The following is a 22,400-nucleotide window of genomic DNA, read 5'->3' as shown; positions in this document are numbered from 1 at the left end:
CTTCCAGCTTAGGCAACCTGTTCATTTTAGCCTCATTGCCTGCGTCAACCGTAAACTGAAAATATGCCGCGCTTCATTTCGCCACGCCGTACCTCTGTTGGGCTGTTAGGGCTAGCCACCATCTCGCTGGTCTCCGCATGTTCACCGGTCGTCACCGTCGATGCGGCCCCTGATGCGGCAAATGCAGGCTGTGCCCCGATGATGGTGATCCTGCCCCAATACGTGGCCGATTTCCCGCGCCGCGAGACCAGCAGCCAGGCCACCGCTGCCTGGGGGGACCCGTCCCAGGTAATCCTTCGCTGCGGCGTGCAGGTGCCGGGTCCGACGACGGATCAGTGTGTTTCCGTCAATGACGTGGATTGGGTGCTGCGCGAGGGTGAGAACGGCTATTGGACGGCGACGACGTACGGGCGCACGCCGGCCACGGAACTGATTTTCAAGCCCGACGACGTGGCGGAGAGTTCCGTACTGATGGATCTGTCCGCGGCCGCCTCGGAGATTCCGCAGGAACGCAAGTGCCTTAGCATCTCGGACACGTTGTAGGTCCGCTGTAGGTCTCCACGGGTCTCCACGCAGGCGCAAGCGCCTTTGGTCGACCATCGACTTATGCGCCTTCGACGGCTAGCGGAGGCCGGTCTTGCGGTTGAGCGCCAGGAACAACAGTTCGTCGATCAGCTCGGTGTAAGGCAGTCCCGACTTGGCCCACATCTGCGGGTACATGCTGATGGGCGTGAAGCCCGGCATGGTATTGATCTCGTTGATGATCAGTTCGCCGTCGGGCGTGTAGAAGAAGTCCACCCGCGAGAGGCCCTCTCCCCCGAGTGCGTCAAACGCCAGGGCTGCAAGCTCCCGAACCTTTTCCGTGGCGTCCGCCGGCAGATCTGCCGGACAGCTCAGCGCGGCAGCCGCCCCATCGATGTACTTCGCTTCGAAGTCGTAGAACTGGTGCTCCCCGGGCTGTACCGCAATCTCTCCCGGCAGGCTGGCGCGGGTCGGTTCGGTGCCACGGCCCTGAAGCACGGCGACTTCGATTTCCCGGCCGTTGATGCCGGCCTCCACCACCACCTTGGGATCGTGTTCGCGCGCCGCTTCGATAGCGGACCGTAACCCCGACGGTTGGGTCACGCGGGTAATCCCCATCGATGATCCGGCGCGGGCGGGCTTGACGAAGACCGGGAACTGAAGCGAGGCCGCCCGCTGGAGCGCAGCTTCGGCGTCCTGCTGCCACTGGCGATCGGTGATGACCGCGTAGGGGCCCACGGAGAGGCCGGCCGATTCGAAGACCACCTTCATGAAGTGTTTGTCCATCCCCACTGCAGAGGCCAGCACGCCGGCGCCGACGTAGCGCACGTCAGCCATCTCCAGCAACCCCTGCAGAGTCCCATCTTCACCGAACGGTCCATGCAGCAGCGGCAGCACCACGTCCACGTTGCCCAGGCTCTGCGGAACCTGCGCAGCCGGAGCCACGACCAGCTCAGGAGCGGTGTCGCGGCTGGTCAACATGACCGGTTCAGCGGACGCGGTAATCTCCGGCATGGCTCCGGAGGCCAGCGACCATTGGGCCGGATCATCGGCGACCTGCACCCACTGGCCGTTGCGCGCTATACCGATGGGAACGACGTCGTACTTGTCCTTGTCGATGGCGCCCAGGACGCCGGCGGCGGTGACGCAGCTGACCGAATGTTCGCTGGAGCGTCCGCCGAAAAGTACCGCGACGCGGGGCTTTCGGCCGGCTGTTGGCGCCGGCGCGGCCGGGCTGGATTCGTGGTTCACTGCAGCTCACCTTCGGACTTGAGTTCACGGGCCAAAAGCCGTGGGGCCAGTTCCTCGACGGCGATCTCCCCCTCGAGAACGGCCACCACGGCCTCGGTAATCGGCATGTCGACACCGAGCTTGGTGGCCAGATCCAACACCGCACGGCCGGACTTGATGCCTTCGGCCGTCTGGGTCATCTGTTCGGACACTTCATCAAGCGTCAGCCCCTCGCCCAGCAAGCGGCCGGCGGTATGGTTGCGCGACAGCGGCGACGAGCAGGTGGCGACGAGGTCGCCCAGCCCGGCCAGTCCGGCCATGGTCTGCACGTCTCCGCCCAAGGCGAGGGTGAGCCGGGTGGTCTCCGCGAGTCCGCGCGTGATGACCGTGGCCTTGGTGTTGTCGCCCATGCCCTTGCCGTCGCAAATGCCCACGCACAAGGCAATGACGTTCTTGACAATTCCGCCGATCTCAACCCCGGTGACGTCGGGATTGGTATACGGGCGGAAATAAGCGGCGGTGCAGAGCCTGGCAATCCACTGCGCCACATCTTCATCCGTGCAGGCCACCACGGACGCGGTTGGTTCCTTGCGCGCGATCTCCATGGCCAGGTTGGGGCCGGAAATGACTGCCACGCGGTCGTCGGACAGCCCCAGCTCTTCCTTGATTACTTCGCTCATGCGTGCGTCGCTGCCACGCTCCAACCCCTTCATGAGCGAAACCACCACTGCCTCCGGATCCAGCAACGGTTTCCAGGAAGCCAGCTGCGGCCGGAGGGTCTGGGCCGGCACGGCCAGCACGACCAGCGGTGCGTCCACCACGACGTCGGCCACATCCGCGGACGCAACCACGTTGCCGGGCAGGACAATGTCCTTGAGGTACTTCGCATTCCGGTGGTGGGTGTTGATTTCCTCCGCCACCTCGGGGCGCCGCGCCCACAGCCGAACTTGGACCTCGGGGTGTGCGTCAGCAACTACCTTGGCGAAGGTAGTGCCCCAGCTTCCTGCTCCGAGTACTGCAATGGTTGCAGGCAGGTCGGGGCGTTCGGTCACAACTTCTCCTCTGGCGGTAATTCTTCCGTGTGCACCGCAGGTCCGGCGCCGAAGTCCCGGCCGGTCGATTTCTGCCCGTGAGCAGAAGGATCCCAGCGCACAGCAGGGGGTTCTTCGCCGCGCAGCTCGGCCAGCAGCGCAGTGATGCTGTCCATAATCCTATTCGTTGCGGCGTCGAGCACCGTCTTGGTGATCGGCATCCCACCGAACTCCGACAGGTCGACCGGTGCACCGGCCACCACATGGGCCGTCTTGCGCGGGAAAAGACTCGGTTTCTTGGCATAACGGGGCAGCAAGTCGTTGGCGCCCCAATGTGCCACCGGAATGACAGGCGCTCCGGTCTGCAAGGCGAGCCGGGCTGCCCCCGTATGCCCGCGCATGGGCCACAGATTCGGATCACGCGTCAGCGTGCCTTCCGGATAGATGATGACGGCGCCGCCTTCATCCAGCACGTCGCGGGAGATTTCCAGGGAGCGGTTGGCGCCCGAGCTGCTCCGTTCGACCGGAATCTGGCGGGCCCCGGACAACAGCTGACCCACCACCGGAATCTTGAACAGCGAGGCCTTGGCCAGAAAATGCGGCAGGATGCCTTGGTTGTAGACATAGTGGCCCACTACCAGCGGATCAATCTCCGTGTTGTGGTTCGGACAGACGATAATTCCCTGGTTGCTGGGGAAATTTTCGGTTCCTGCCCAGTTCCGCCGCAAGACCAGGTTCAAGGCCGGCCGGACTATGCCGGCCAGGATACCGATGACCACACGCTCTTTGGTACCTGCTCCCATCGCTGCCTACTCGACGTCGAAGTCCGCGCCGAGGCCTTCCAGTTTTGACTGGAAGTGCTCGTAGCCGCGATTGATGAGTTCGATACCGGTGACCCGGGAGGTTCCGGTGGCAGCCAGTGCGGCGATCAAGTGGCTGAATCCGCCGCGCAGGTCCGGAATGTCGATCTCCGCACCCGAGAGCTGAGTGGGCCCGGAGATGACGGCAGAATGCAGGAAATTCCGCTGGCCGAAACGGCACGGAATGCTGCCGAGGCATTCGCGGTGCACCTGGATGTTCGCCCCCATCCGGATCAAGGCTTCGGTAAAGCCGAACCGGTTCTCGTAGACCGTCTCGTGCACAATCGAGACGCCTTCCGCCTGGGTCAGGGCAACCACCAGAGGCTGCTGCCAGTCCGTCATGAACCCGGGGTGCACGTCGGTCTCGAGCACCAACGGCGACAGGCTCCCGCCGGGGTGGTAGAACCGGATGCCGTCGTCGTCGATATCGAAGGCCCCACCGATCTTGCGGTAGGTGTTCAGGAAAGCGGTGAGATCGCCCTGGTTAGCGCCTTCGACGTAGATGTCCCCCTTCGTGACCAGCGCGGCCGATGCCCAGGAGGCCGCCTCATTGCGGTCGGGCAGAGCACGATGGTTGAAACCAATCAGTTCCGGCACGCCCTCGATGCGTATGACGCGGTCCGTCTGGACGGAGATGATGGCGCCCATCTTCTGCAGCACGGCGATCAGGTCCATGATCTCCGGCTCGATGGCAGCCCCGCTGAGTTCCGTGATCCCCTCTGCCCTGGTTGCCGTCAGCAGAACCTGTTCGGTGGCCCCGACGCTGGGATACGGCAGCGTCAGCTTGGCACCTTTCAATCCCCTGGGTGCCGAGATGGAGATGCCACCGGGACGCTTGTCCACGATGGCACCGAACTGGCGCAGCACGTCGAGGTGGTAGTCGATGGGACGGTCGCCGATGCGGCAGCCGCCCAGATCGGGGATGAAAGCTTCGCCGATGGCGTGGATCAGTGGGCCGCAGAAGAGGATCGGGATGCGGGAATCACCGGCGTGCGCGTCGATGTCCTTCATCTGGGCCGTCTTGACGTTCGTAGGATCCAGCGTCAGATCACCGGTCACCGGGTCTTTGGAAAGCTCCACGCCGTGCAGGCGCAGCAGGCTGGTGACGATCTCCACGTCCCTGATCTCCGGCACATTCCTCAGGACGGAGGCATCGCTGCCGAGCAAGGAGGCGACCATCGCTTTGGGAACCAGGTTCTTGGCACCACGGACGGGCACCTTTCCCGTCAGGGGTACGCCACCACGAATGGTCAAAACACTTGCCATGAATACCTGTTTCCTCAAGCTAGTTTAACGCCGGACTGGGCCTAGGGCTCAGCTAAGCATATTGGCAATCCGTGACCATTCCGAAATAAACGGACCGCGCGTCCCGTGCCTTTCTGCGCGCCGGCCGCTGACTTACATAGGGCGGGCCATTCACGCAAATCGGCGCCCTCGAGGGAACTATTCCAGTTCCCTCAAGGGCGCCGATCCGGTGCAGGATGCCTGCGGTCAGACCTTGACGGGAAGCGTTTTCGGCTTCCACGACGGCCGGGTGGCCTCGTAGGAGGTGATTTCCGCCTCATGGTGGAGGGTCAGGCCGATGTCGTCCAGGCCTTCGAGCAACCGCCAGCGGGTGTAGTCGTCGATCTCGAACGGAGCGGTGATGGTTCCGCAAATGACGGTTTTCGCATCCAGGTCAACGGTGATTTCGGTGCCCGGGTGGTTCTCGAGTTCCTTCCAGATCAGCTCGATGTCATCCTGCGCCACCTCGGCCGCCAGCAGGCCCTGCTTCCCGGAGTTCCCGCGGAAGATGTCGGCAAACCGGGACGAGAGCACTACGCGGAACCCGTAGTCCTTCAGGGCCCAGACAGCGTGTTCGCGCGAGGAACCGGTGCCGAAGTCGGGGCCGGCCACCAGGACGGAACCGCGGTTGAACGGCTCTTGATTCAGGATGAAATCGTCGTTCTTGCGCCAGCCGGCGAACAGGGCATCTTCGAAGCCGGTCCGGGTGATCCGCTTGAGGTACACCGCCGGGATGATCTGGTCGGTATCCACGTTGGACTGCCGCAAGGGAACGCCGATGCCCGTATGGGTGGTGAACTTCTCCATGGTGCTTCAGGCTCCTTAGGCAGCAGACCGCGTGGCGGCGTCGTTAGTGACTGGGTCCAGATCCGAGGGCGAGCTCAGAGTGCCGCGCACCGCGGTGGCGGCAGCAACGACCGGCGAGACCAGATGGGTCCGGCCGCCCTTGCCTTGCCGGCCTTCGAAGTTGCGGTTGGACGTGGAGGCGCAGCGCTCCCCCGGAGCCAGCTGGTCCGGGTTCATGCCCAGGCACATGGAGCAGCCGGCGAACCGCCACTCGGCACCGAACTCCTTGAATACCTGGTCCAGCCCTTCGGCTTCGGCTTCGAGCCGGACGCGCGCCGAGCCGGGAACCACCAGCATGCGCACGTTCGGCGCCTTCTGCCGGCCGCGGATGATGTCCGCGGCGATGCGCAGGTCCTCGATTCGGCTGTTGGTGCAGGAGCCCAGGAAGACGGTGTCCACCGGGATCTCCTTCATCGGAGTGCCCGCTTCGAGCCCCATGTAGGCCAGCGCGCGTTCCGCCGCAGCCTTGGCGTTCTCGTCGGCAAAGTCGTCAGGCGACGGCACCGACTCGGACAGGGAAACACCCTGCCCGGGGTTGGTGCCCCAGGTGACGAAAGGCTCCAGCGTGTTGGCGTCCAGGAAGACTTCGGCGTCGAATTCGGCGTCGTCCTCCGTGTGCAGAGTCTGCCAATACTCGACGGCGGCATCCCAGTCGGCGCCTTCCGGGGCGTGCGGACGTCCCTTGAGGTACTCGAAGGTGGTCTGGTCCGGCGCCACCATGCCGGCCCGGGCGCCAGCTTCGATGGACATGTTGCAGATGGTCATCCGGGCTTCCATGCTCAGCGCGCGGATGGCGGAGCCACGGTATTCGAGCACGTAGCCCTGCCCGCCGCCGGTGCCGATCTTGGCGATGACGGCCAGAATGATGTCCTTGGCCGTGACCCCGGGACGCAGCGTGCCCTCGACGTTGATCGCCATCGTCTTGAACGGCTTCAGCGAAAGCGTCTGGGTGGCCATGACGTGTTCCACCTCGGAGGTGCCGATGCCGAAGGCCAGCGCGCCGAATGCACCGTGCGTGGAGGTATGGGAGTCGCCGCACACCACCGTCATGCCCGGCTGGGTGAGCCCAAGCTGGGGACCCACTACGTGCACAATCCCCTGCTCGGCATCCCCGAGCGAGTGCAGGCGAACGCCGAATTCCCGGCAATTGGTGCGCAGCGTCTCGATCTGGGTCCGGCTGGTCAGGTCGGCAATCGGCTTGTCGATGTCCAGTGTGGGAGTGTTGTGGTCCTCGGTGGCGATGGTCAGATCCGGCCGACGCAGCTTGCGTCCCGCCAGTCGCAGGCCCTCAAAGGCCTGCGGGGAAGTGACTTCGTGCACCAGGTGAAGGTCGATGAAGAGGAGGTCGGGCTGGCGGGCTGCACCTTCCCCGTCGCCGCGGCGCACCACGTGCGCCTCCCAGACCTTTTCGGCGAGCGTCCTGCCCGCAGTAGTACCGGCCATGGCCAGATCCCTCCATCATTACCAACGCAGGTGGTGCCTCCCAGCGGGAGACCTGCTTCAAGTGTGTGATTCAACTCTTCCAGTACGGGCTCGGATCCCGCCACTGTAACGACTTGCATCTCAAATAGTGAGATGCAAGTATCATTCTATGGACAATCCTAGTGGTGTCGGTGTCATCGACAAAGCGGCCATGGTGCTCGACACCCTCGAGGCCGGCCCTACTTCCCTGGCCCAGTTGGTGGCCGCCACCGGCCTGGCCCGGCCAACCGCTCATCGGCTTGCCTTGGCCTTGGTCCACCACCGGCTGGTCAGCCGGGACATGCAGGGCAGGTTCGTGTTGGGCAGCCGGTTGGTGGAACTGGCCGCCGCTGCAGGCGAAGACCGCCTCATTGCGGCGGCGGGCCCGGTCCTGATGAATCTTCGCGACGCCACGGGCGAAAGCGCGCAGGTCTTCCGCCGGCAGGGCGACGCGCGTGTCTGCGTGGCCTCGGCGGAGCGGCCGATTGGCCTGCGGGACACCATTCCGGTGGGGACGCAGCTTTCCATGAAGGCCGGTTCCGCCGCCCAGGTCCTGTTGGCGTGGGAAGACCACGAACGGCTGCTGGAAGGCCTGCATGGCGCGCGCTTCACCCCGACGGTCCTCGCCGGTGTGCGCCGCCGCGGCTGGGGCCAAAGCCTCGGCGAACGCGAACCCGGAGTGGCGTCGGTCTCGGCGCCGGTCCGCGGACCATCGGGGCGCGTCATCGCCGCTGTTTCCATTTCCGGCCCGATCGAGCGGCTCACCCGTCAGCCCGGCCGGCTGCATGCCGAGGTAGTCTGCAACGCCGCCGCACAACTCACCGAGGCCCTGCGAAAGACCAACGACTAGCAGCCGTTCAACCGCCGAAGTGGTCCCACCCAATGGCCTGAACGGCGGCGCCGTCCAGCGTCGCCGGAGCCGACCCGCTTTCACGGACCGCCCCGACGGCCACGAATCCGTCCGGTAGGGCCTCAGCTGCCGGGAAGGTGCACAGCAGGCCATGGTCTTCTCCGCCGCCGAGCACCCATTCCATCGGGTCGGCTCCCAGCAGGGCCGCTGCCTCGCCCAGCGGTTCAACAAAGTCCTGCAGCGCTGCCGCGAACAGGTCCACCGAGACGGCGCTAGCGCGGGCCAGCCGGGCGGCGTCGCGGAGCAATCCGTCCGAAATGTCCATCATGGCGGTGGCGCCTGCCTTGGCGGCCGCCGGGCCTGCATGCAGTGGAGGCTCGGGCCGGGACTGAATGTTCGCCAGCGCCTGCAGCGAAGCTCTGGCCTCGGCGATAGGGTGCTTGCTATCGAGCAGGCACAGTCCAGCCGCCGCCTTCCCCAGCGTCCCGGCCACGGCCACGATGTCCCCGGGGCGCGCACCGCTGCGGAGCACCGGAAAGCGGCCTTCCAGATCGCCGGTGACGGCGGCCGTGACGACCAGCGCATCGCCCCGGCCCAGATCGCCGCCGACGACGGAGCACCGGTCCGCGCCAAGTTTCCGGATCGCCGCGGCCACCCCGTCGGCCAGATCCTCAACCCACGCCACCGGCGTCGACCCAGGCAGGGTGAGGCTGATGACTAAAGACGTGGGCACTGCCCCCATGGCGTTGATGTCCGAGAGGTTTTGCGCCACGGATTTCCAACCGACGTCGTAGCCGGTCGTCCGGTATCCCGACGGCCACTCGAGCCGGAAGTCCTGGTCCTGGACCAACGTGTCGATCGAAATGACGGTCCGGGCATCCGGTGCGTCGATAACGGCAGCATCGTCGCCGGGGCCGACCGGGACGTTGGCGGGGCCAAGGCGCGGAAAGATCCTCTCCAGCAGGGATCCCTCATCCAGGTCATTGATCATCAGTTCATCGGCCAATCTTGCAGTTCTCCCTTGTCATCACCGGGCCGCGCCGAACTTCGCACGGGTCACACAGTTTTCCGACGGCGTCATTCTCCGGCCGCCGCCGCTACCGCCTGGCGGAATTCCTTGTACACGGCGACCGCCTTTTCCACAGGCTGGACGATCCGCTCTTCCGCCACCTGCGCCACGGAGGCATGCAGCCGCCGTCGTGCCTTCGCTGCCCTGGATGTGGCGACCAGACGCGATATCAGACCGGATGCCAGCGCCAGCAGCACCCCGGCGAGAATCCCGGCGGCCAGCAACAAGGTGGGCACGGGGAAGCCCTCCACCCTTGGTGTTTCCGGCACCGGGAACTGGAAGTATCCCAGCGCCGCGATGCCCAGCAGCCAGAGCGCTCCGGCCAAGGCCGCCGCTAAGGCGCACCATTGAATCACGCCGAAGACGGGCCACCACCAGGACGCCCGGTCAGAGCGCAGATCGGTGCGCGCCAGGGCTTGGTCCAAGTCGTCGGGGAGCGTGTCCTCTGCGGACCGTGCGGACCGGCGGATGGCCGCGCGCCACGGGGCGCTGGCTCCTTCGCCGGCTCGGTCGGCGAACTGCCGGACCGCCTTGTCAGCCTGCGCCTGTTGCGCCGGGCCCGGCGCCGGCATCGACGAGCGATTGAGCATCGGGCTGACGTCTTTGCGGTCCAGGTTGAGCCGTTTGAGCGGATCCCGGCGCAGCTTCCCCAGCCAGCGGACCACCGGCCAACCCGTCCGGGCATGCGACTGGCGACGGTAGGACGTGGCGACGGCGTCGCAGATCGCATCAACGCCCGCGGCCTGCGCGAGCTGATTGGCTAGTTCCGCGCGGGCGGGCTTGCTGACGCCTGCCGGCTCCGAGCCAAGGTGCACGTGAAGCGAGTGGGCCGCGTTGCGGACATCGGCGACGAGCCGGTTGGTTGCGGCCTGCCGCTGGTCGGCGAATGCCGTAATCGCCGCCTTGAGCTCGTCGATGCCGGCGCCGGTCCGGGCGGAGACAGGATAGACATCTGTCCGGCCCAGCCCGTCCTGGACCAGGATGTCCTTGAGCGATGCCAGGACCGGTTGCAGCTGGTTCTCTGCCAACCGGTCCACCTGGTTCAGCACCACCAGGGTCACCGCCCCGTGGGATGCCAGCGGCCGCAGGAATCCGTGATGCACGGCGGCATCGGCATACTTCTGCGGATCCAAGACCCAGACCAAGACGTCCACTTGCCCGGCGAGCCGCTGCACAATGTCGCGGTGCTCGACGGCGGTGGAATCAAAGTCGGGTAGGTCCAGCAGGATCAGGCCGCCATGTCCGCCCAGCGACTCATCGGCAACAAAGTGCCGGTGGGCTACCTGCAGCCAGTCCAGCAGCGGCTCACTGCCGACCTTTCCCCAAATGCCGGCCAGTGTTTCCGATGTGGTCGGACGACGTGCAGCCACGGTGGCGTGATGGGTTCCGGATACGGCGTTGAAGAGGGAGGACTTGCCGCTGCCCGTCGCTCCGAAAAACCCGACGACGGTATGTTCGGCAGACAAGGAGCGACGAGTGCTGGCGCGTTCCAGGACGTCGTTGATCGGCGCGAATTCCGCTTTCGGCAGCACGCCCTCGGCCAGTTCGGCAGCCGAGTTCAAGGCCTCCAGCCGCGCCTCCAACACGGATGCTTCGGGCTTCCCCCGGTGCCGGCTCATTCCGGTGCCTCCGTCTCCGTTGTGGCACCGACAGCGTGCAATTTTTCCGCCAGTGAGCGGAACGCCTCGGCTTCTTGCTGCTCCTGCGGCGGGACTCTGGAGAGGAAGCGCTCCGCCTCAGCGTGCATCAGCCTGCGGGTGCGCTCCTCGAGCTGGGAACGGGCCTTGCGTGCCAGCCGGCGGACGGCGTCCTCGCCGAACACTGCCTCGAGCAGCTTCTGGCCCACCACGGCCGTGCCGCCGGCCACGCCGATTTCCAAACCCGTCAGTCCGCCGGTCGCCGCGAAAATCACCACCATCAGGGCCACCCCGAGCCCGTTAACTCCGAAGGAGAGCATGCGCGCGGTGAACCGCTTGTCCTCGCCCTCGCTACGGATCAGCTCCAGCAGGTCCGCCTGCCATGCCCGGATCTCCCGCGCCACTTCAGCCGAGAATCCGGCGCTGGGAGTAGACAGGTCCTCGCCTCCGAGCAGACCCTGTCCTGCCGGATCCACCCGCCAGCCCGCGTCGGATTGCTCCGCCCCCTTGGCCGCGGCCTCGACGACGACGGCCTGAAGCCCGGACTCGATGGCCGCCTCGACCACCACCGAGGGGGCTGGCTTGCCGGAGAAGAACGCGCCGATCCGGTCCCGCAGCCGGCCTATTCCGCTCTCGATGCCGCGGATAAATTCTCCGGTTCCGACAAAGTCCTGCCACCGGGCCAACACCTCGCCGCGCAGCAGCGTCCCGTCCTGCGTTGCCGCGAGGGCTTGGACGGTGGCGGCTTCGTAGGCGCTCTCGACGATCTTGCGGAGCCTCTGGCTGGCAGCGTATTGATCGTCCGCCGCGACGGCGCCGGCCCGGACTGTGTGGGCCAGCGAGCGCACGGCCCCAGCGAGCGTGCGACGGGCAATGTCGGCACGGCTGGAAGCATCGGCGGCGAGCTCCTCGAGCCACGCGCGGATCGGGTCCACGGCACCGGCCGGCAGCATGCCCTGGCCGTCCAGCGCGGACTCATGGATGACGAACAGCTTGGCGGCGGCGAGCCCCTGTCGCTGCAGCAGCCCGGCCAAGTCGGTGCGGACCTCCAGCTCAACGTCCGCCGGCACCCGGTCCAGGACGACCGCGACCTCGATGTCCCGTTGTGCGGCATCCAGCAGCAGCGCCCACGGCACTGCATCCGCGTAACGGTTGGCCGTGGTGACGAAAATCCATAAGTCCGCGGCCGCCAGCAGTTGTCCGGCCAGCCGTCGGTTGTCGTCGGAGATGGAATCGATATCCGGCGCGTCGAGCACCGCAATGCCGGCAGGGATGCTGCGATCCGCCAACAACACCAGTGAGCTCCCCGCCGGCTCGGCTGTCAGCTCTGCCCCGCCGACGTGCGCCTCGGCCGCGGCGTGTGGCGGTGTTCTGGTGATCCTGCTCAGGCCCGGCAGGATCCGCCGGTCCTTAAACCAGGCCGCATCGCTCGGATGATGCAGCAGGACGGGCTGGCGGGTGGTTGGCCGAATGGCGCCGGCACGCGTCGCCGGATACCCGGCCAGCGCGTTCACCAAGGTTGACTTACCGGCGCCTGTCGAGCCTCCCACCACCGCCAGCAGCGGTGCTTCCAGCCTGCGGTAGCGGGGCAAAATATAGTCGTCCAACTGGGCCACCGCGGCGCGGATTGCGACGCGTTCCTCGGCGGCGCCCGGCACGTCCAGCGGCAGGTCCAACGACTCGAGCGTGCCGCGGCTTTCTTCCAAGAGCGCGACGGCGTCCACCGCTCCCCTGTCCTGGCCCTCGGGCAACATGCTGGTCACGCTCCCCATCATGCCAGCAGAAGCGGTCGACCATGCGGACCATCGCCGCTGCGAGACGCACGTCTCCTGGCAGAAAAAACCGGCCCCGGACATGATGTCCGGGACCGGCTGTTGGTGACCCCAGCGGGATTCGAACCCGCGTTACCGCCGTGAGAGGGCGGCGTACTAGGCCGCTATACGATGGGGCCGCATAGCTTGCACTGTTGAAAGGCCGGTGCTGCCTTGTCCTGCTCGGACAGTGACCCCAGCGGGATTCGAACCCGCGTTACCGCCGTGAGAGGGCGGCGTACTAGGCCGCTATACGATGGGGCCGTAGGTTTGTTTGGAGTTTGCCTCCGCACAATCCAGCCCCCGCAAAGCGGAGGCCGTAGCGCTGGGATACCAGGACTCGAACCTAGAATGACGGTACCAGAAACCGTTGTGTTGCCAATTACACCATATCCCAATGGCACTTTCGGAGCCGATGGAAACGGGCTTCTGCCCATTCCTTGGCGCCTCAGCACGAGTAATTACTTTACCGGATGCCTGCTCGAAAGTGCAAAACGAGCAGCAAACGGATGGCTGGACCGTGCGCTGCTCCGATTCATGCTCAGCCGCGGAACGACTTCAACCGTGCCAGCGAGGACTCCTTGCCAAGGATCACCATGGACTCGAACAACGGCGGAGAGATGCGGCGCCCCGAAACAGCGGTTCGGACCGGACCGAAGGCCAGCCTGGGCTTAAGCCCCAGGCCATCCACCAGGGCCGCACGCAGCGCCGCCTGGATGTTCTCCGCCGTCCACTCCTCGACCGGCTCCAGCGCCGCCAGCGCGGCATCCAGCGCCTCGGTGAGGTTCTCCGGCAGCCCCTTACGGGCGTCTTGGGCGACGTCGATCTGGTCGTCGTTCTTGAACAGGAAAGCGAGCATCTCCGGCGCCTCGCCCAGCAGCGTGATGCGCTCCTGGACCAGCGGGGCGGCATCGGCCAGAATCATCTGCTCGCGTTCGGCCAGCACCTCGCCGACCAGGCCTGCGTGCTGCAGGTAAGGAACCAACCGGAGCTTGAAGTCACCCGGTTCCAGCAGCCGGACGTGCGAGCCGTTGATGGCTTCGGCCTTCTTCAGGTCAAACCGGGCAGGATTGGCAAGCACGTCGTGGATGTCGAAGTTCTCCACCAACTGGTCAACGGTAAAGATGTCCTCGTCAGCGGACAGCGACCAGCCCAACAGCGACAGGTAGTTCAGCAGCCCCTCGCGGATGAAGCCGCGTTCGCGATGCAGGAAGAGGTTGGATTCCGGATCACGCTTGGAAAGCTTCTTGTTGCCTTCGCCCATCACGTACGGCAAGTGGCCGAACAGCGGCATGTAGCGGGCAACGCCGATGTCCACCAGGGCCCGGTAGAGCGCGATCTGACGCGGCGTCGAAGAGAGCAAATCTTCCCCGCGCAGCACGTGGGTGATGCCCATTAGCGCATCGTCGACCGGATTGACCAGCGTGTAGAGCGGCTTGCCGTTCGCCCGCACCACCACGAAGTCCGGGACGCTGCCGGCCCTGAAGGTGATCTCGCCGCGGACCAGGTCGTTGAAGGTGATGTCTTCGTCCGGCATCTGCACCCGCAACACCGGCTCGCGGCCTTCTGCCTTGAAGGCAGCGACCTGCTCCGGCGTCAGGTGCCGGTCGAAGTTGTCGTAGCCGAGCTTGATGTCGCGGCCTGCGGCGCGGTGCCGCTCCTCGACCTCCTCCGGGGTGGAGTAGGACTCGTAGACATGGCCGCGCTCTTTGAGCTTGGCGATCACGTCCTGGTAGATGTCGCCTCGCTGGGACTGCCGGTAGGGCTCGTGCGGGCCCCCGACTTCAACACCCTCGTCCCAGTCAATGCCCAGCCACTTCATGGCCTCCAGCAACTGCTGGTAGCTCTCCTCGCTGTCGCGGGCAGCATCGGTGTCCTCGATCCGGAACACCATGGTGCCAGCGGTGTGCCGGGCGTAGGCCCAGTTGAACAGCGCGGTACGGATCAGGCCCACGTGCGGGGTGCCCGTGGGAGACGGGCAGAAGCGTACGCGGACAGGGGTTTCGTCGTCGACAGTGGGAATGGCAGCAGCATTAGTCATGATGGGACCCAGTTTAGTCCGCCGGACACGCCTCAGTTGATTACACGTTTTGCCCCGGCCCGCATAGACCCCGGATACTTGTCAACAGTTCTCTAATTTTTCTTCAGTCTCATTTCAAAGGACCCCCTATGCGTATTTCTGTCATCGGCTGCGGTTACCTCGGTGCCGTGCATGCCGCTTCCATGGCCAAGCTGGGCCACGACGTTGTCGGCATCGACGTTGACGAGCGCAAGATTACGGACCTGCAGGCCGGGCGTGCTCCGTTCTTCGAACCCGGGCTGCCGGAGCTCCTCACCGAGGTTCAGGAGACAGGCCGTTTGAGCTTCAGCACCGACATGGCAGCGGCCGAAGGTGCGCAGGTCCATTTCGTTTGTGTCGGCACCCCCCAACGCAAGGGTGAGTACGCCGCAGACCTCACCTATGTTGACGCTGCATTCACCGAGCTCATCCCCTACCTGCATGAGGGGGACATCGCTGTCGGCAAGTCGACGGTCCCCGTCGGAACAGCAGCACGGCTTGCTGAAGCGGTTGCGGCGGGTGCTCCTGGCGCAGTGCTGGCATGGAACCCTGAGTTCCTTCGTGAAGGTCATGCCGTCAAGGACACGCTCACTCCGGACCGATTTGTGTACGGCGTCCCGGAAGGCGCTGCCGGCGAGGCTGCTACCTCAGCCCTCGACGAGGTGTACGCGACTCCTTTGTCCGACGACACTCCACGGCTGGTTGTCGACTACGCGACGGCAGAGCTCGTGAAGACAGCCGCAAACTCGTTCCTCGCCACAAAGATTTCCTTCATCAACGCGATGGCGGAAATCTGTGCGGCAACTGGTGCCGACGTCACGGCACTCGCAGACGCGATTGGAATGGACGACCGCATCGGCCGCAAGTTCCTCAATGCTGGAGTCGGTTTTGGCGGTGGTTGCCTCCCTAAGGACATTCGTGCGTTCATGGCCCGTGCCGGCGAACTCGGCGCAGACCAGGCGCTGACTTTCCTCCGCGAAGTCGATGACATCAACATGCGCCGTCGCTCGCGCGTGGTGGAACTGACCCGGGAACTCGTCGGAGGGTCTCTCATCGGCAAGCGTGTGACCGTTCTTGGTGCGGCCTTCAAGCCAAATTCCGACGACGTACGCGACTCCCCCGCCCTGTCCGTGGCTGCCCAGTTGCAACTGCAGGGCGCCACCGTGACCGTCACTGACCCGGAAGCGTTGGACAACGCCAAGCTGCGGTTCCCCGAATTGAGCTACGAACCGGACCTGAAGAAGGCCCTTTACAACGCCCATGCGCTGGTCCTGTTGACCGAGTGGGATCAGTACAAGGGCATGGATCCAGTCGAAACCGGCAGCCTAGTTGACGAGCAGAACATCCTCGATGGACGCAATGTCCTCGATCCTGCATCATGGCGCGCGGCAGGTTGGAATTACCGCGGCATCGGCCGCCCGTAGGGAAATCGATCAAGCGGGGCCTGCGAAAGACGCGGGCCCCGCTTTTCGTCAGCGGTAGTTCTTCTCCCGCCGCCACCGAGATAGCTGTCGGTACAGGTAATACAGGGCGAGCAGAATGCCGATGGCAAGGAATGTGCCTGCCAGCCACAGTGGACCGCCCAGATGATGGGTTGCCCTGGCCGCCACCGAGAACGTGGCAAGCGAGCCGAGCGCAAAGACAATGAACGAACGACGATGAGATCGGCTGCTGTCGCTTCGCGCGGCCGACCTCATCGCTTCGCCCATCGCGCGGCCGATGGCACGTTGTCCCCTCAGGATGGCCACCCGCCGTCGTGCTTTGATGGATGGTTGGAAAGCAGCACAGCGACTACCGGCGGGCCGTGTTGGAGAGCGTTCCGATGCCTTCGATCTCGACCTCGTAGCGCTGGCCGGCTTCGATGGTGCCGACGCCGGAGGGGGTGCCGGTCATGATCACGTCGCCGGGCAACAGGGTGAAGGCTTGGGAGGCGTAGGAGACCAGTTCTTTGACGCCCCAGATCATCTGCGAGGTGTTGCCGTCCTGCTTCAGTTCGCCGTCGAGCCGGCCCCTAATGGCCAGGTCTTCGGTGTCCAGCTCGGTTTCAATCCACGGACCGAGCGGGGCCGAGCCGTCGAAGCCCTTGGCGCGGGCCCACTGGTTGTCGGTGCGCTGCGCGTCCCGTGCGGTGAGGTCGTTGCCGCAGGTGTAGCCGAAGATGACATCGTCCACCCGCTCCACCGGGACGTCCTTGCAGATCCGACCGATGATCACGCACAGTTCGGCTTCGTAGGAGACCTCGTCGGAGAACTCGGGCAGCACCAGCGGCTCGTTCGGGCCGATCACCGAGGTGTTGGGCTTGAGGAACATCAGCGGTGCGGCCGGGGTCTCGTTGCCCATTTCCTTGATGTGTTCGGCATAGTTGCGGCCGATGCCGATCACCTTGCTGCGCGGGATGATCGGGGCCAGCAGGCGGACGTCCTCGAGCTTGTGCCGGGCTCCGGTGGGCTGGACGCCGTTAAAGAACGGGTCGCCGGCGATGACGGTGACCTGCTCGCTTCCCTCCTCGCCTTCGACGATGCCGTACTGGGGGTCAGAATCGAGGACAAACCGGGCTATACGCATGGGTTTAGCCTACCGTCTGTCCCATTCGATGCGGTGGTGGGGTAGCATACGATCGCGTTTGGATGCATAAGAATGCGTCCTTTTGATCACTTAGCTTGGGGGCTTCAGTTGACCATTCGTACATGGCATTCCAAAGGGACGGCCCTCATTTCGACACTGGCTGTCTTGCTGGCCTGCGGGGTTGCTCCCGCCGCGGCAGCGACGTCCACCTCGCGCTTCCAGATCGACACCAGTGCGCCAACGCTGCACTCTTACGAAATCACTTCGGGCAACATCGACGCGTCCAAGGGCGGGACGGTTACTGCCCGGCTGCACATTACGGATGCTACCTGTTTAGACGGTATGCCGACGCTAATGCTCGACAATGCCATCGGCAACTCATACGGGTCATGGATGTCCGTCAGTCGCGTGTCCGGCGACTGCAAGGACGGCGTGTACGTGGCCTCGGCTCAGGTGTTCGCGGACGACCTCGGGTCCCAGCCGTTTGGCGAGTGGAGCACAATCCTCTTTCCACTGAGGGATACCCTCGGCAACAGTGCCGGCCTCTACAGCAATAGCTTCTTCGCGCACCGATACTTCACATATGGATTGGCTCCGGAAGCACCAGCAAGCATCAGCGTCAGGGCCGCAAACACCGTGGAGTGGTCCGCAACTTGGTCTGAACCGGAAAGCTACGGCTCTCCGATCCGGAGCTATCGCGTGAGTCTGAAGAACGTAGATAAGGGCATCACCGTCAAGACCTTCGCAACGACGACCCCTGGCTGTGCCGGCTGTAACATCGCGTTGGAGCCTAACACCCGGTACCAGCTCGCCGTCATCGCCCTAAACGGCATGGGTGAATCTGCGTCCCGCAACAGCTCTGTCTTTTCTACCGCCACCGTCTTTGAGCCGCCGGTTGTCAACACGGTGAAACCGTCGATTTCGGGTAAGACCACCCAAGGCCAGACGCTCACCGTTTCCCCGGGTTCCTGGACATCCGGTACTACGCTGACCTACCAGTGGGTGCGGAACGGCGCAGCCATCAGTGGGGGTAACGAAATCGGTTACTCGCTGACCTCGGACGACCTCGGCAAACGCATCACTGTTACCGTGACCGGCTCGAAGCCTGGCCACAAGAGCGCCTCCGCAACAACGCCACAGACCGCAGTCATCACACAGGACACTGTCTCGAATAGCAAGCGCCCGGCAATCTCGGGCAAGGCTATCCGCAGCCAGACGCTGAAGGCCTCGACCGGCAGTTGGACGGCCGGGACTAAACTGTCCTACCAATGGAAGCGAGACGGCCAGACTATTAAGGGCGCCACCCGTTCGTCGTACAAGCTCGCCACCGCTGATGTGGGCAAGCGCGTCACGCTGACCGTGACCGGCACCAAGACACACCACAAGTCCCGCGCAGTAACAACCGCAAAGACCGCGAAGGTGGTCAACCCGAAGCTGAGCAACAGCAAGCGCCCGACAATCTCGGGCACGCCGAAAGTCGGCAAGAAGCTGACCGCCAAGGCCGGCAAGTGGACGTCCGGTTCAAAGTACTCCTACCAGTGGCTGCGCGCCGGCCAGTCCATCAAGGGCGCAGCCAAGTCCAGCTACAAGCTATCAGCGAAGGACCGCGGCAAGAAGATCAGCGTCAAGGTCACCGCAGAGAAGCCGGGCTACATCTCCGTTTCGGTGACGTCCAAGTCCACAGCCAAGGTCAAGTAGACCCTTAGTCGGGAACGCCTCCGTCGCCGCGCAAGTACTCCAACTGAGCCGCGACGGAGGCTTCGGCGGCGAGCCGGACGGCGGCGTCGATGTCGGCATAGACGTGGTCGGTCACGTCGTCGACGCTGGCGTCGGCGCCGAGTTGCTCGAGGGCGGCGCGGATCTGGTCCAGCCGCATCTGGCGGTGGCTGGCGTACTCGCGGCAGATCGCCGAGAGGTCCGGCAGCGTGCCGCCGTGGGCCGGCAATACCCTTGCTGGGCCAAGCACCTCCAGCCGGGCCAGTGAGTCCAGGTAGGGGCCGAGCCGGCCGTCCGGGTAGGCAATGATGGTGGTCCCGCGCCCCAAGATGGTGTCGCCGGTGAGGACCGCGCCGTGCGGGCCGTCTGCAGGCAGATGGAAACTGACCGAGTCGGCCGTGTGGCCCGGCGTGGCCAGAACGTGGATATCGACGCCGGCAGCCTGGATCACCTCGCCGTCGCTCAGCGGTTCCCCACCGAAGCAGAGCGCCGCGTCCAGCGCCCGCACGGGGGCACCGGTCAGTTCATGGAAACGCTCGCTGGCCTCTGTGTGGTCAATGTGGTGGTGGGTGATCAGGACAAGCTCCACTTCACCGGCTGCCGCCAGCTCGGCGAGATGCACCTCGTCCAGGGGCCCCGGATCCACCACGACCACTCCCCTGCTCTCCGGCGCCGCAATCAGGTACGACTGCGTGCCGTCCAAGCTCATGGGCCCCGGGTTGGGAGCCAACCGGTAACGGGTCAGGTCGCTGCTGCGGACGAGGGCGGAATTCTGTTCAGCGGTCACAGAGCCATCCTTGCATTCCCCTGCCCCACACCGCAGAGCTGCCCAGCGGAAGGCGCGCACCGCCGTCGTAATATTCGCGCAATATGAAGGAATCGATTCATAATCCCGCAGATCGTGCGGGAATGTGACATCGGTCGCATAGGCTAGTGGCCTGCACGGCCGCTCACGGCGGCGCGACGATGGCTGGAGGATGCGCACATCACCAGCCGGACGGGGGAATCAGTGCTGGAGGAAGTTCACTCAACCTACGATGTGCAACTGGACGACGACGGGCTGCTGGTGCTGACGCTCCATCGCGGCCTCAGCGTCGGCGCCGAGCTGGCGCAGCAGGTAGTTGACCGCCTCTTCGACCTGGTCGGCGAGCGGCAGGTGGTGGTGCTGCTGAGGATGGCTGGCGTGCGCTGGGCGACCCCGGAGGTTCGGTCGATAGCCCATACCTTCACGCCCTCTCTCGCCGTGGCGGTGCTCGGCAATGGGCCGGTGGACCGTGTGCTCGGGAACTTTTTCCTGCGGATCTTCGCCGATGACGGTTGTTCCCGGTACTTCGACGACGAGACCGAAGCGCGTACCTGGCTGGCAGCGCACGCCCAACACCTTCCCACGCTGGAGATCGACGCGAGCGTCGTCTAACAGCGGACACCGGCGCGAGTGGCAGGGTTCACGGCGGAATTAGTTCGCGCGCAGCGGGGTTGCCCTGATGGAACCATTGCTGCTGCACGATAGGACGAATTTTCATGGCGGAAACCGAGAACACCATCTCCCTGGCGGGACTGCTGGCCGAGTACGACGAGGCCGAGCATGACCACGCGGCGGCCGAACGCAATAGCGGGATGCAGCACATACACAACCATGCCAACGGGGACATCGTCTGGTTCCCCACCTGGCAGAAGAACCGCGAGACGACCGACTGGGAAATCGCGATCAACGGATTCACCGCCGAGCTCAGCGCCGCGGCGGCACGCGGTGCCGATGTCTCCGACGAGGCCTCGGGCCTGCTGGCTTCACGGCTGCAGCACTTGCTGGAGCAGGCTGCGGAAGCCGCGGACGCCAATGCGTTCATTCGCGAGAACCTGGCCCGCTACCTGTCGGAGACGTGGGCACTCGGCGACGCCTATGCGCTGAAGAGCGGGAAGGACCTTCCGGGGGCCGCCTCGCCGGCAGGAATCTTCGCGTCCTTCCCATACGAGGTCTACGAGCGCGACGGCGGCAGCTTCGCCTCCGCGCTGTGGAACGACCTAGTGGATGCCCGGAAGAACCGGATTGCCGCCGAAGAGGCGGAGCGCAAGGCGCTGAAGCCGGTTTCGAAGAAGGCCCGCAAAGCGGCCGAGCGCAAAGCCGCCGCCCGGAAACGGTAGCGGCGCTGTTGGCGGGGCCCCGCCGGGAGGCTGAGCCCGCTGGAAGGCGAGGCGCTCCGCCGTCGGGCGGGCCCCGGCGTCGTCCTCCGCCTGGGTCAGACCAGAAGCAGGAAGAGGACGATCAGCGGCAGGATGGCCTGGGCCAGGGCACTCTGCCAGAGCGAGCCAGCCTACGCCAGGCGGGTGAGCCAGCCGCGCGAGTCCTCCACCGCACCGGTCTGGATGCCGAGCAGTTCCTGCCGGATGGACATGGCCACTTCGCCGGAACCGGCGCTCGGGGACGCGATGGACCAGCCGTCCGCTTTCAGCTCGCCAATCGGGGTAATGACGGCCGCGGTGCCGCAGGCGAAGGCTTCGGTGATGTCGCCGGCGGCCACGCCGTCGCGCCATTCGTCAATGGTGATCTTGCGTTCCTGCACGTCCAGGCCGCGGTCCTTGGCCAGCTCGATCACCGAGGAGCGGGTGACGCCGTGCAGGATGTGGCCGTTGAGTTCCGGCGTGACCAGGCTGCCGTCCTTGAAGACGAAGAACACGTTCATCCCGCCGAGTTCCTCGATGGCGTTGTCGTTGAACTTGTCCAGGAAGAGCACCTGCTGGCAGCCGTTGGCTTCGGCTTCGAGCTGGGCGGCCAGCGACGCGGCGTAGTTGCCGCCGCACTTGGCCTCGCCGGTGCCGCCCTCGCCGGCGCGGGAGTAGCGGTCGGAGAGCCAGATGGACACCGGCTTGAGCTCGCCGCCCCAGTAATTGCCGGCCGGCGAGGCAATCACCCGGTAGGAAACCTCATGGGCCGGACGCACGCCCAGGAAGGCCTCGGTGGCGATCATGAACGGGCGCAGGTACAGCGCTTCGCCGTCGCCCGTGGGAACCCAGGCCTTGTCCGCGGCGACCAGCTGGCGGAGCGACTCGATGAAGGTCTCTTCGGGCAGCTCCGGCAGCGCCAGCCGGCGGGCCGAGGTGTTGAGCCGGGCGGCGTTGGCCTCCGCACGGAAGGTCCAGACGGATCCGTCGTCGTGCTGGTAGGCCTTCAGGCCCTCAAAAATCTCCTGGCCGTAGTGCAGCACCGCCGCGGCCGGATCCATCATGATGGGCCCGTAGGGCTCGATCCGCGCATTCGACCAGCCGCCGCTGCCGTCTGCGTCGACCTTGTAGTCGACCACGGCCGTGTGGTCCGTGAAGTGTTTACCGAAGCCCGGGTTCGCCAAAATGGCGGCGCGCTCCTCGGCACTCTTCGGACGATCCGAGCGCTGCTGGGTGAATTCGAGGGTTTCAGTCATGGGTTCCTCCGCGGTGAGGGCACGCCCTTGTGCGTCAATAAAT

Annotated in this window: 20 protein-coding genes and 3 tRNA genes; 6 read left to right on the top strand and 17 right to left on the bottom strand. The window is 65.2% G+C overall.

Translation table 11 applies throughout. From position 1 onward, the window contains the following. The first annotated feature begins 63 nt into the window (after positions 1-63). Positions 64-543 (top strand): DUF3515 domain-containing protein, encoded by a 480-nt coding sequence (locus tag MNQ99_RS08385; protein ID WP_241915096.1) that lies wholly within the window; start codon positions 64-66, stop codon positions 541-543. 78 nt (positions 544-621) lie between these two features. Here the strand turns inward: MNQ99_RS08385 and MNQ99_RS08380 are convergent, their stop codons facing one another. From MNQ99_RS08380 to leuC, 6 genes are all read right to left on the bottom strand, one after another. Further along, a complete protein-coding gene (locus MNQ99_RS08380; protein WP_241915095.1) occupies positions 622-1,773 on the bottom strand; it encodes a D-alanine--D-alanine ligase family protein in 1,152 nt (383 codons plus the stop codon). Beyond that, positions 1,770-2,804 carry an NAD(P)H-dependent glycerol-3-phosphate dehydrogenase gene (locus tag MNQ99_RS08375; RefSeq protein WP_241915094.1) on the bottom strand — a complete coding sequence of 345 codons (1,035 nt, stop codon included), beginning with the start codon at positions 2,802-2,804 and terminating at the stop codon, positions 1,770-1,772. Before MNQ99_RS08375 ends, MNQ99_RS08380 begins: the two co-directional genes overlap by 4 nt. Beyond that, positions 2,801-3,586, bottom strand: coding sequence for a lysophospholipid acyltransferase family protein (locus MNQ99_RS08370; RefSeq protein ID WP_241915093.1), 786 nt, complete (start codon positions 3,584-3,586; stop codon positions 2,801-2,803). The genes MNQ99_RS08375 and MNQ99_RS08370 overlap by 4 nt, the downstream gene beginning before the upstream one ends. Before the next feature lie 6 nt (positions 3,587-3,592). Then, positions 3,593-4,909 (bottom strand): UDP-N-acetylglucosamine 1-carboxyvinyltransferase, encoded by a 1,317-nt coding sequence (murA, locus tag MNQ99_RS08365; protein ID WP_241915092.1) that lies wholly within the window; start codon positions 4,907-4,909, stop codon positions 3,593-3,595. Between the two features lie 225 nt (positions 4,910-5,134). After that, on the bottom strand, positions 5,135-5,734 hold the full coding sequence (leuD, locus tag MNQ99_RS08360; protein WP_241915091.1) for a 3-isopropylmalate dehydratase small subunit: 600 nt from the start codon (positions 5,732-5,734) through the stop codon (positions 5,135-5,137). 15 nt (positions 5,735-5,749) lie between these two features. Beyond that, on the bottom strand, positions 5,750-7,216 hold the full coding sequence (leuC, locus tag MNQ99_RS08355) for a 3-isopropylmalate dehydratase large subunit (protein WP_241915090.1): 1,467 nt from the start codon (positions 7,214-7,216) through the stop codon (positions 5,750-5,752). Between the two features lie 148 nt (positions 7,217-7,364). On the opposite strand from leuC, the gene MNQ99_RS08350 reads away from it, so the two are divergent. Next, positions 7,365-8,084, top strand: a complete 720-nt coding sequence (locus MNQ99_RS08350) for an IclR family transcriptional regulator (protein WP_241915089.1) — start codon at positions 7,365-7,367, stop codon at positions 8,082-8,084. Between the two features lie 7 nt (positions 8,085-8,091). On the opposite strand, the gene MNQ99_RS08345 is transcribed toward MNQ99_RS08350, so the two are convergent. From MNQ99_RS08345 to gltX, 7 genes are all read right to left on the bottom strand, one after another. Further along, positions 8,092-9,075 carry a thiamine-phosphate kinase gene (locus MNQ99_RS08345; protein ID WP_241915307.1) on the bottom strand — a complete coding sequence of 328 codons (984 nt, stop codon included), beginning with the start codon at positions 9,073-9,075 and terminating at the stop codon, positions 8,092-8,094. An 86-nt stretch (positions 9,076-9,161) separates the two neighbouring features. Then, positions 9,162-10,772 (bottom strand): GTPase, encoded by a 1,611-nt coding sequence (locus MNQ99_RS08340; RefSeq protein ID WP_241915088.1) that lies wholly within the window; start codon positions 10,770-10,772, stop codon positions 9,162-9,164. Next, on the bottom strand, positions 10,769-12,562 hold the full coding sequence (locus tag MNQ99_RS08335) for a dynamin family protein (protein WP_422387524.1): 1,794 nt from the start codon (positions 12,560-12,562) through the stop codon (positions 10,769-10,771). Before MNQ99_RS08335 ends, MNQ99_RS08340 begins: the two co-directional genes overlap by 4 nt. Positions 12,563-12,665: 103 nt before the next feature. Beyond that, positions 12,666-12,741, bottom strand: a tRNA-Glu gene (locus MNQ99_RS08330). Between the two features lie 51 nt (positions 12,742-12,792). Beyond that, positions 12,793-12,865: transfer RNA gene (locus tag MNQ99_RS08325), tRNA-Glu, on the bottom strand. 61 nt (positions 12,866-12,926) lie between these two features. Then, positions 12,927-12,998, bottom strand: a tRNA-Gln gene (locus MNQ99_RS08320). 144 nt (positions 12,999-13,142) lie between these two features. Next, positions 13,143-14,642: a glutamate--tRNA ligase gene (gene gltX, locus MNQ99_RS08315; protein WP_241915087.1), complete on the bottom strand. Its 1,500-nt coding sequence runs from the start codon at positions 14,640-14,642 to the stop codon at positions 13,143-13,145. Positions 14,643-14,770: 128 nt separating this feature from the next. Between gltX and MNQ99_RS08310 the strand changes: the two genes are divergently transcribed. Continuing rightward, positions 14,771-16,084, top strand: a complete 1,314-nt coding sequence (locus MNQ99_RS08310; protein ID WP_241915086.1) for a UDP-glucose dehydrogenase family protein — start codon at positions 14,771-14,773, stop codon at positions 16,082-16,084. Between the two features lie 48 nt (positions 16,085-16,132). Here the strand turns inward: MNQ99_RS08310 and MNQ99_RS08305 are convergent, their stop codons facing one another. Then, on the bottom strand, positions 16,133-16,408 hold the full coding sequence (locus MNQ99_RS08305) for a hypothetical protein (protein WP_241915085.1): 276 nt from the start codon (positions 16,406-16,408) through the stop codon (positions 16,133-16,135). 43 nt (positions 16,409-16,451) lie between these two features. Then, positions 16,452-17,225 (bottom strand): fumarylacetoacetate hydrolase family protein, encoded by a 774-nt coding sequence (locus tag MNQ99_RS08300; protein ID WP_127511563.1) that lies wholly within the window; start codon positions 17,223-17,225, stop codon positions 16,452-16,454. Positions 17,226-17,297: 72 nt separating this feature from the next. On the opposite strand from MNQ99_RS08300, the gene MNQ99_RS08295 reads away from it, so the two are divergent. Beyond that, positions 17,298-18,923 (top strand): fibronectin type III domain-containing protein, encoded by a 1,626-nt coding sequence (locus tag MNQ99_RS08295; protein ID WP_241915084.1) that lies wholly within the window; start codon positions 17,298-17,300, stop codon positions 18,921-18,923. Between the two features lie 4 nt (positions 18,924-18,927). Here MNQ99_RS08295 and MNQ99_RS08290 read toward each other — a convergent pair whose 3' ends face one another. After that, entirely contained in the window at positions 18,928-19,728 is an 801-nt protein-coding gene (locus MNQ99_RS08290; RefSeq protein ID WP_241915083.1) for an MBL fold metallo-hydrolase, read from the bottom strand. 222 nt (positions 19,729-19,950) lie between these two features. On the opposite strand from MNQ99_RS08290, the gene MNQ99_RS08285 reads away from it, so the two are divergent. Together MNQ99_RS08285 and MNQ99_RS08280 are read left to right on the top strand one after the other, a co-directional pair. After that, positions 19,951-20,358 carry a DUF7793 family protein gene (locus MNQ99_RS08285; RefSeq protein ID WP_241915082.1) on the top strand — a complete coding sequence of 136 codons (408 nt, stop codon included), beginning with the start codon at positions 19,951-19,953 and terminating at the stop codon, positions 20,356-20,358. Positions 20,359-20,462: 104 nt separating this feature from the next. Then, the gene (locus MNQ99_RS08280) at positions 20,463-21,083 is read left to right on the top strand and encodes a hypothetical protein (RefSeq protein ID WP_241915081.1); all 621 of its coding nucleotides are present in this window, start codon (positions 20,463-20,465) and stop codon (positions 21,081-21,083) included. Positions 21,084-21,253: 170 nt separating this feature from the next. Here MNQ99_RS08280 and MNQ99_RS08275 read toward each other — a convergent pair whose 3' ends face one another. Continuing rightward, the gene (locus tag MNQ99_RS08275; RefSeq protein ID WP_127511558.1) at positions 21,254-22,357 is read right to left on the bottom strand and encodes a branched-chain amino acid aminotransferase; all 1,104 of its coding nucleotides are present in this window, start codon (positions 22,355-22,357) and stop codon (positions 21,254-21,256) included. Positions 22,358-22,400 lie beyond the last annotated feature (43 nt).

This window comes from Arthrobacter sulfonylureivorans (assembly GCF_022637435.1).
Classification (GTDB): Bacteria; Actinomycetota; Actinomycetes; order Actinomycetales; family Micrococcaceae; genus Crystallibacter; species Crystallibacter sulfonylureivorans.
Note: the sequence above shows the minus strand (reverse complement) of the source record. Positions and strands in the feature narration are given on the sequence as shown.

Coding starts and splice junctions, on each gene's coding strand:
- MNQ99_RS08295 (WP_241915084.1), top strand. CDS start 17,298: ATGCGTCCTTTTGATCACTTAGCTTGGGGGCTTCAGTTGACCATTCGT.
- MNQ99_RS08350 (WP_241915089.1), top strand. CDS start 7,365: ATGGACAATCCTAGTGGTGTCGGTGTCATCGACAAAGCGGCCATGGTG.
- gltX (WP_241915087.1), bottom strand. CDS start 14,642: ATGACTAATGCTGCTGCCATTCCCACTGTCGACGACGAAACCCCTGTC.
- MNQ99_RS08345 (WP_241915307.1), bottom strand. CDS start 9,075: ATGATCAATGACCTGGATGAGGGATCCCTGCTGGAGAGGATCTTTCCG.
- MNQ99_RS08310 (WP_241915086.1), top strand. CDS start 14,771: ATGCGTATTTCTGTCATCGGCTGCGGTTACCTCGGTGCCGTGCATGCC.
- leuC (WP_241915090.1), bottom strand. CDS start 7,216: ATGGCCGGTACTACTGCGGGCAGGACGCTCGCCGAAAAGGTCTGGGAG.
- MNQ99_RS08280 (WP_241915081.1), top strand. CDS start 20,463: ATGGCGGAAACCGAGAACACCATCTCCCTGGCGGGACTGCTGGCCGAG.
- MNQ99_RS08385 (WP_241915096.1), top strand. CDS start 64: ATGCCGCGCTTCATTTCGCCACGCCGTACCTCTGTTGGGCTGTTAGGG.
- leuD (WP_241915091.1), bottom strand. CDS start 5,734: ATGGAGAAGTTCACCACCCATACGGGCATCGGCGTTCCCTTGCGGCAG.
- MNQ99_RS08370 (WP_241915093.1), bottom strand. CDS start 3,586: ATGGGAGCAGGTACCAAAGAGCGTGTGGTCATCGGTATCCTGGCCGGC.
- MNQ99_RS08275 (WP_127511558.1), bottom strand. CDS start 22,357: ATGACTGAAACCCTCGAATTCACCCAGCAGCGCTCGGATCGTCCGAAG.
- murA (WP_241915092.1), bottom strand. CDS start 4,909: ATGGCAAGTGTTTTGACCATTCGTGGTGGCGTACCCCTGACGGGAAAG.
- MNQ99_RS08300 (WP_127511563.1), bottom strand. CDS start 17,225: ATGCGTATAGCCCGGTTTGTCCTCGATTCTGACCCCCAGTACGGCATC.
- MNQ99_RS08335 (WP_422387524.1), bottom strand. CDS start 12,562: ATGGGGAGCGTGACCAGCATGTTGCCCGAGGGCCAGGACAGGGGAGCG.
- MNQ99_RS08340 (WP_241915088.1), bottom strand. CDS start 10,772: ATGAGCCGGCACCGGGGGAAGCCCGAAGCATCCGTGTTGGAGGCGCGG.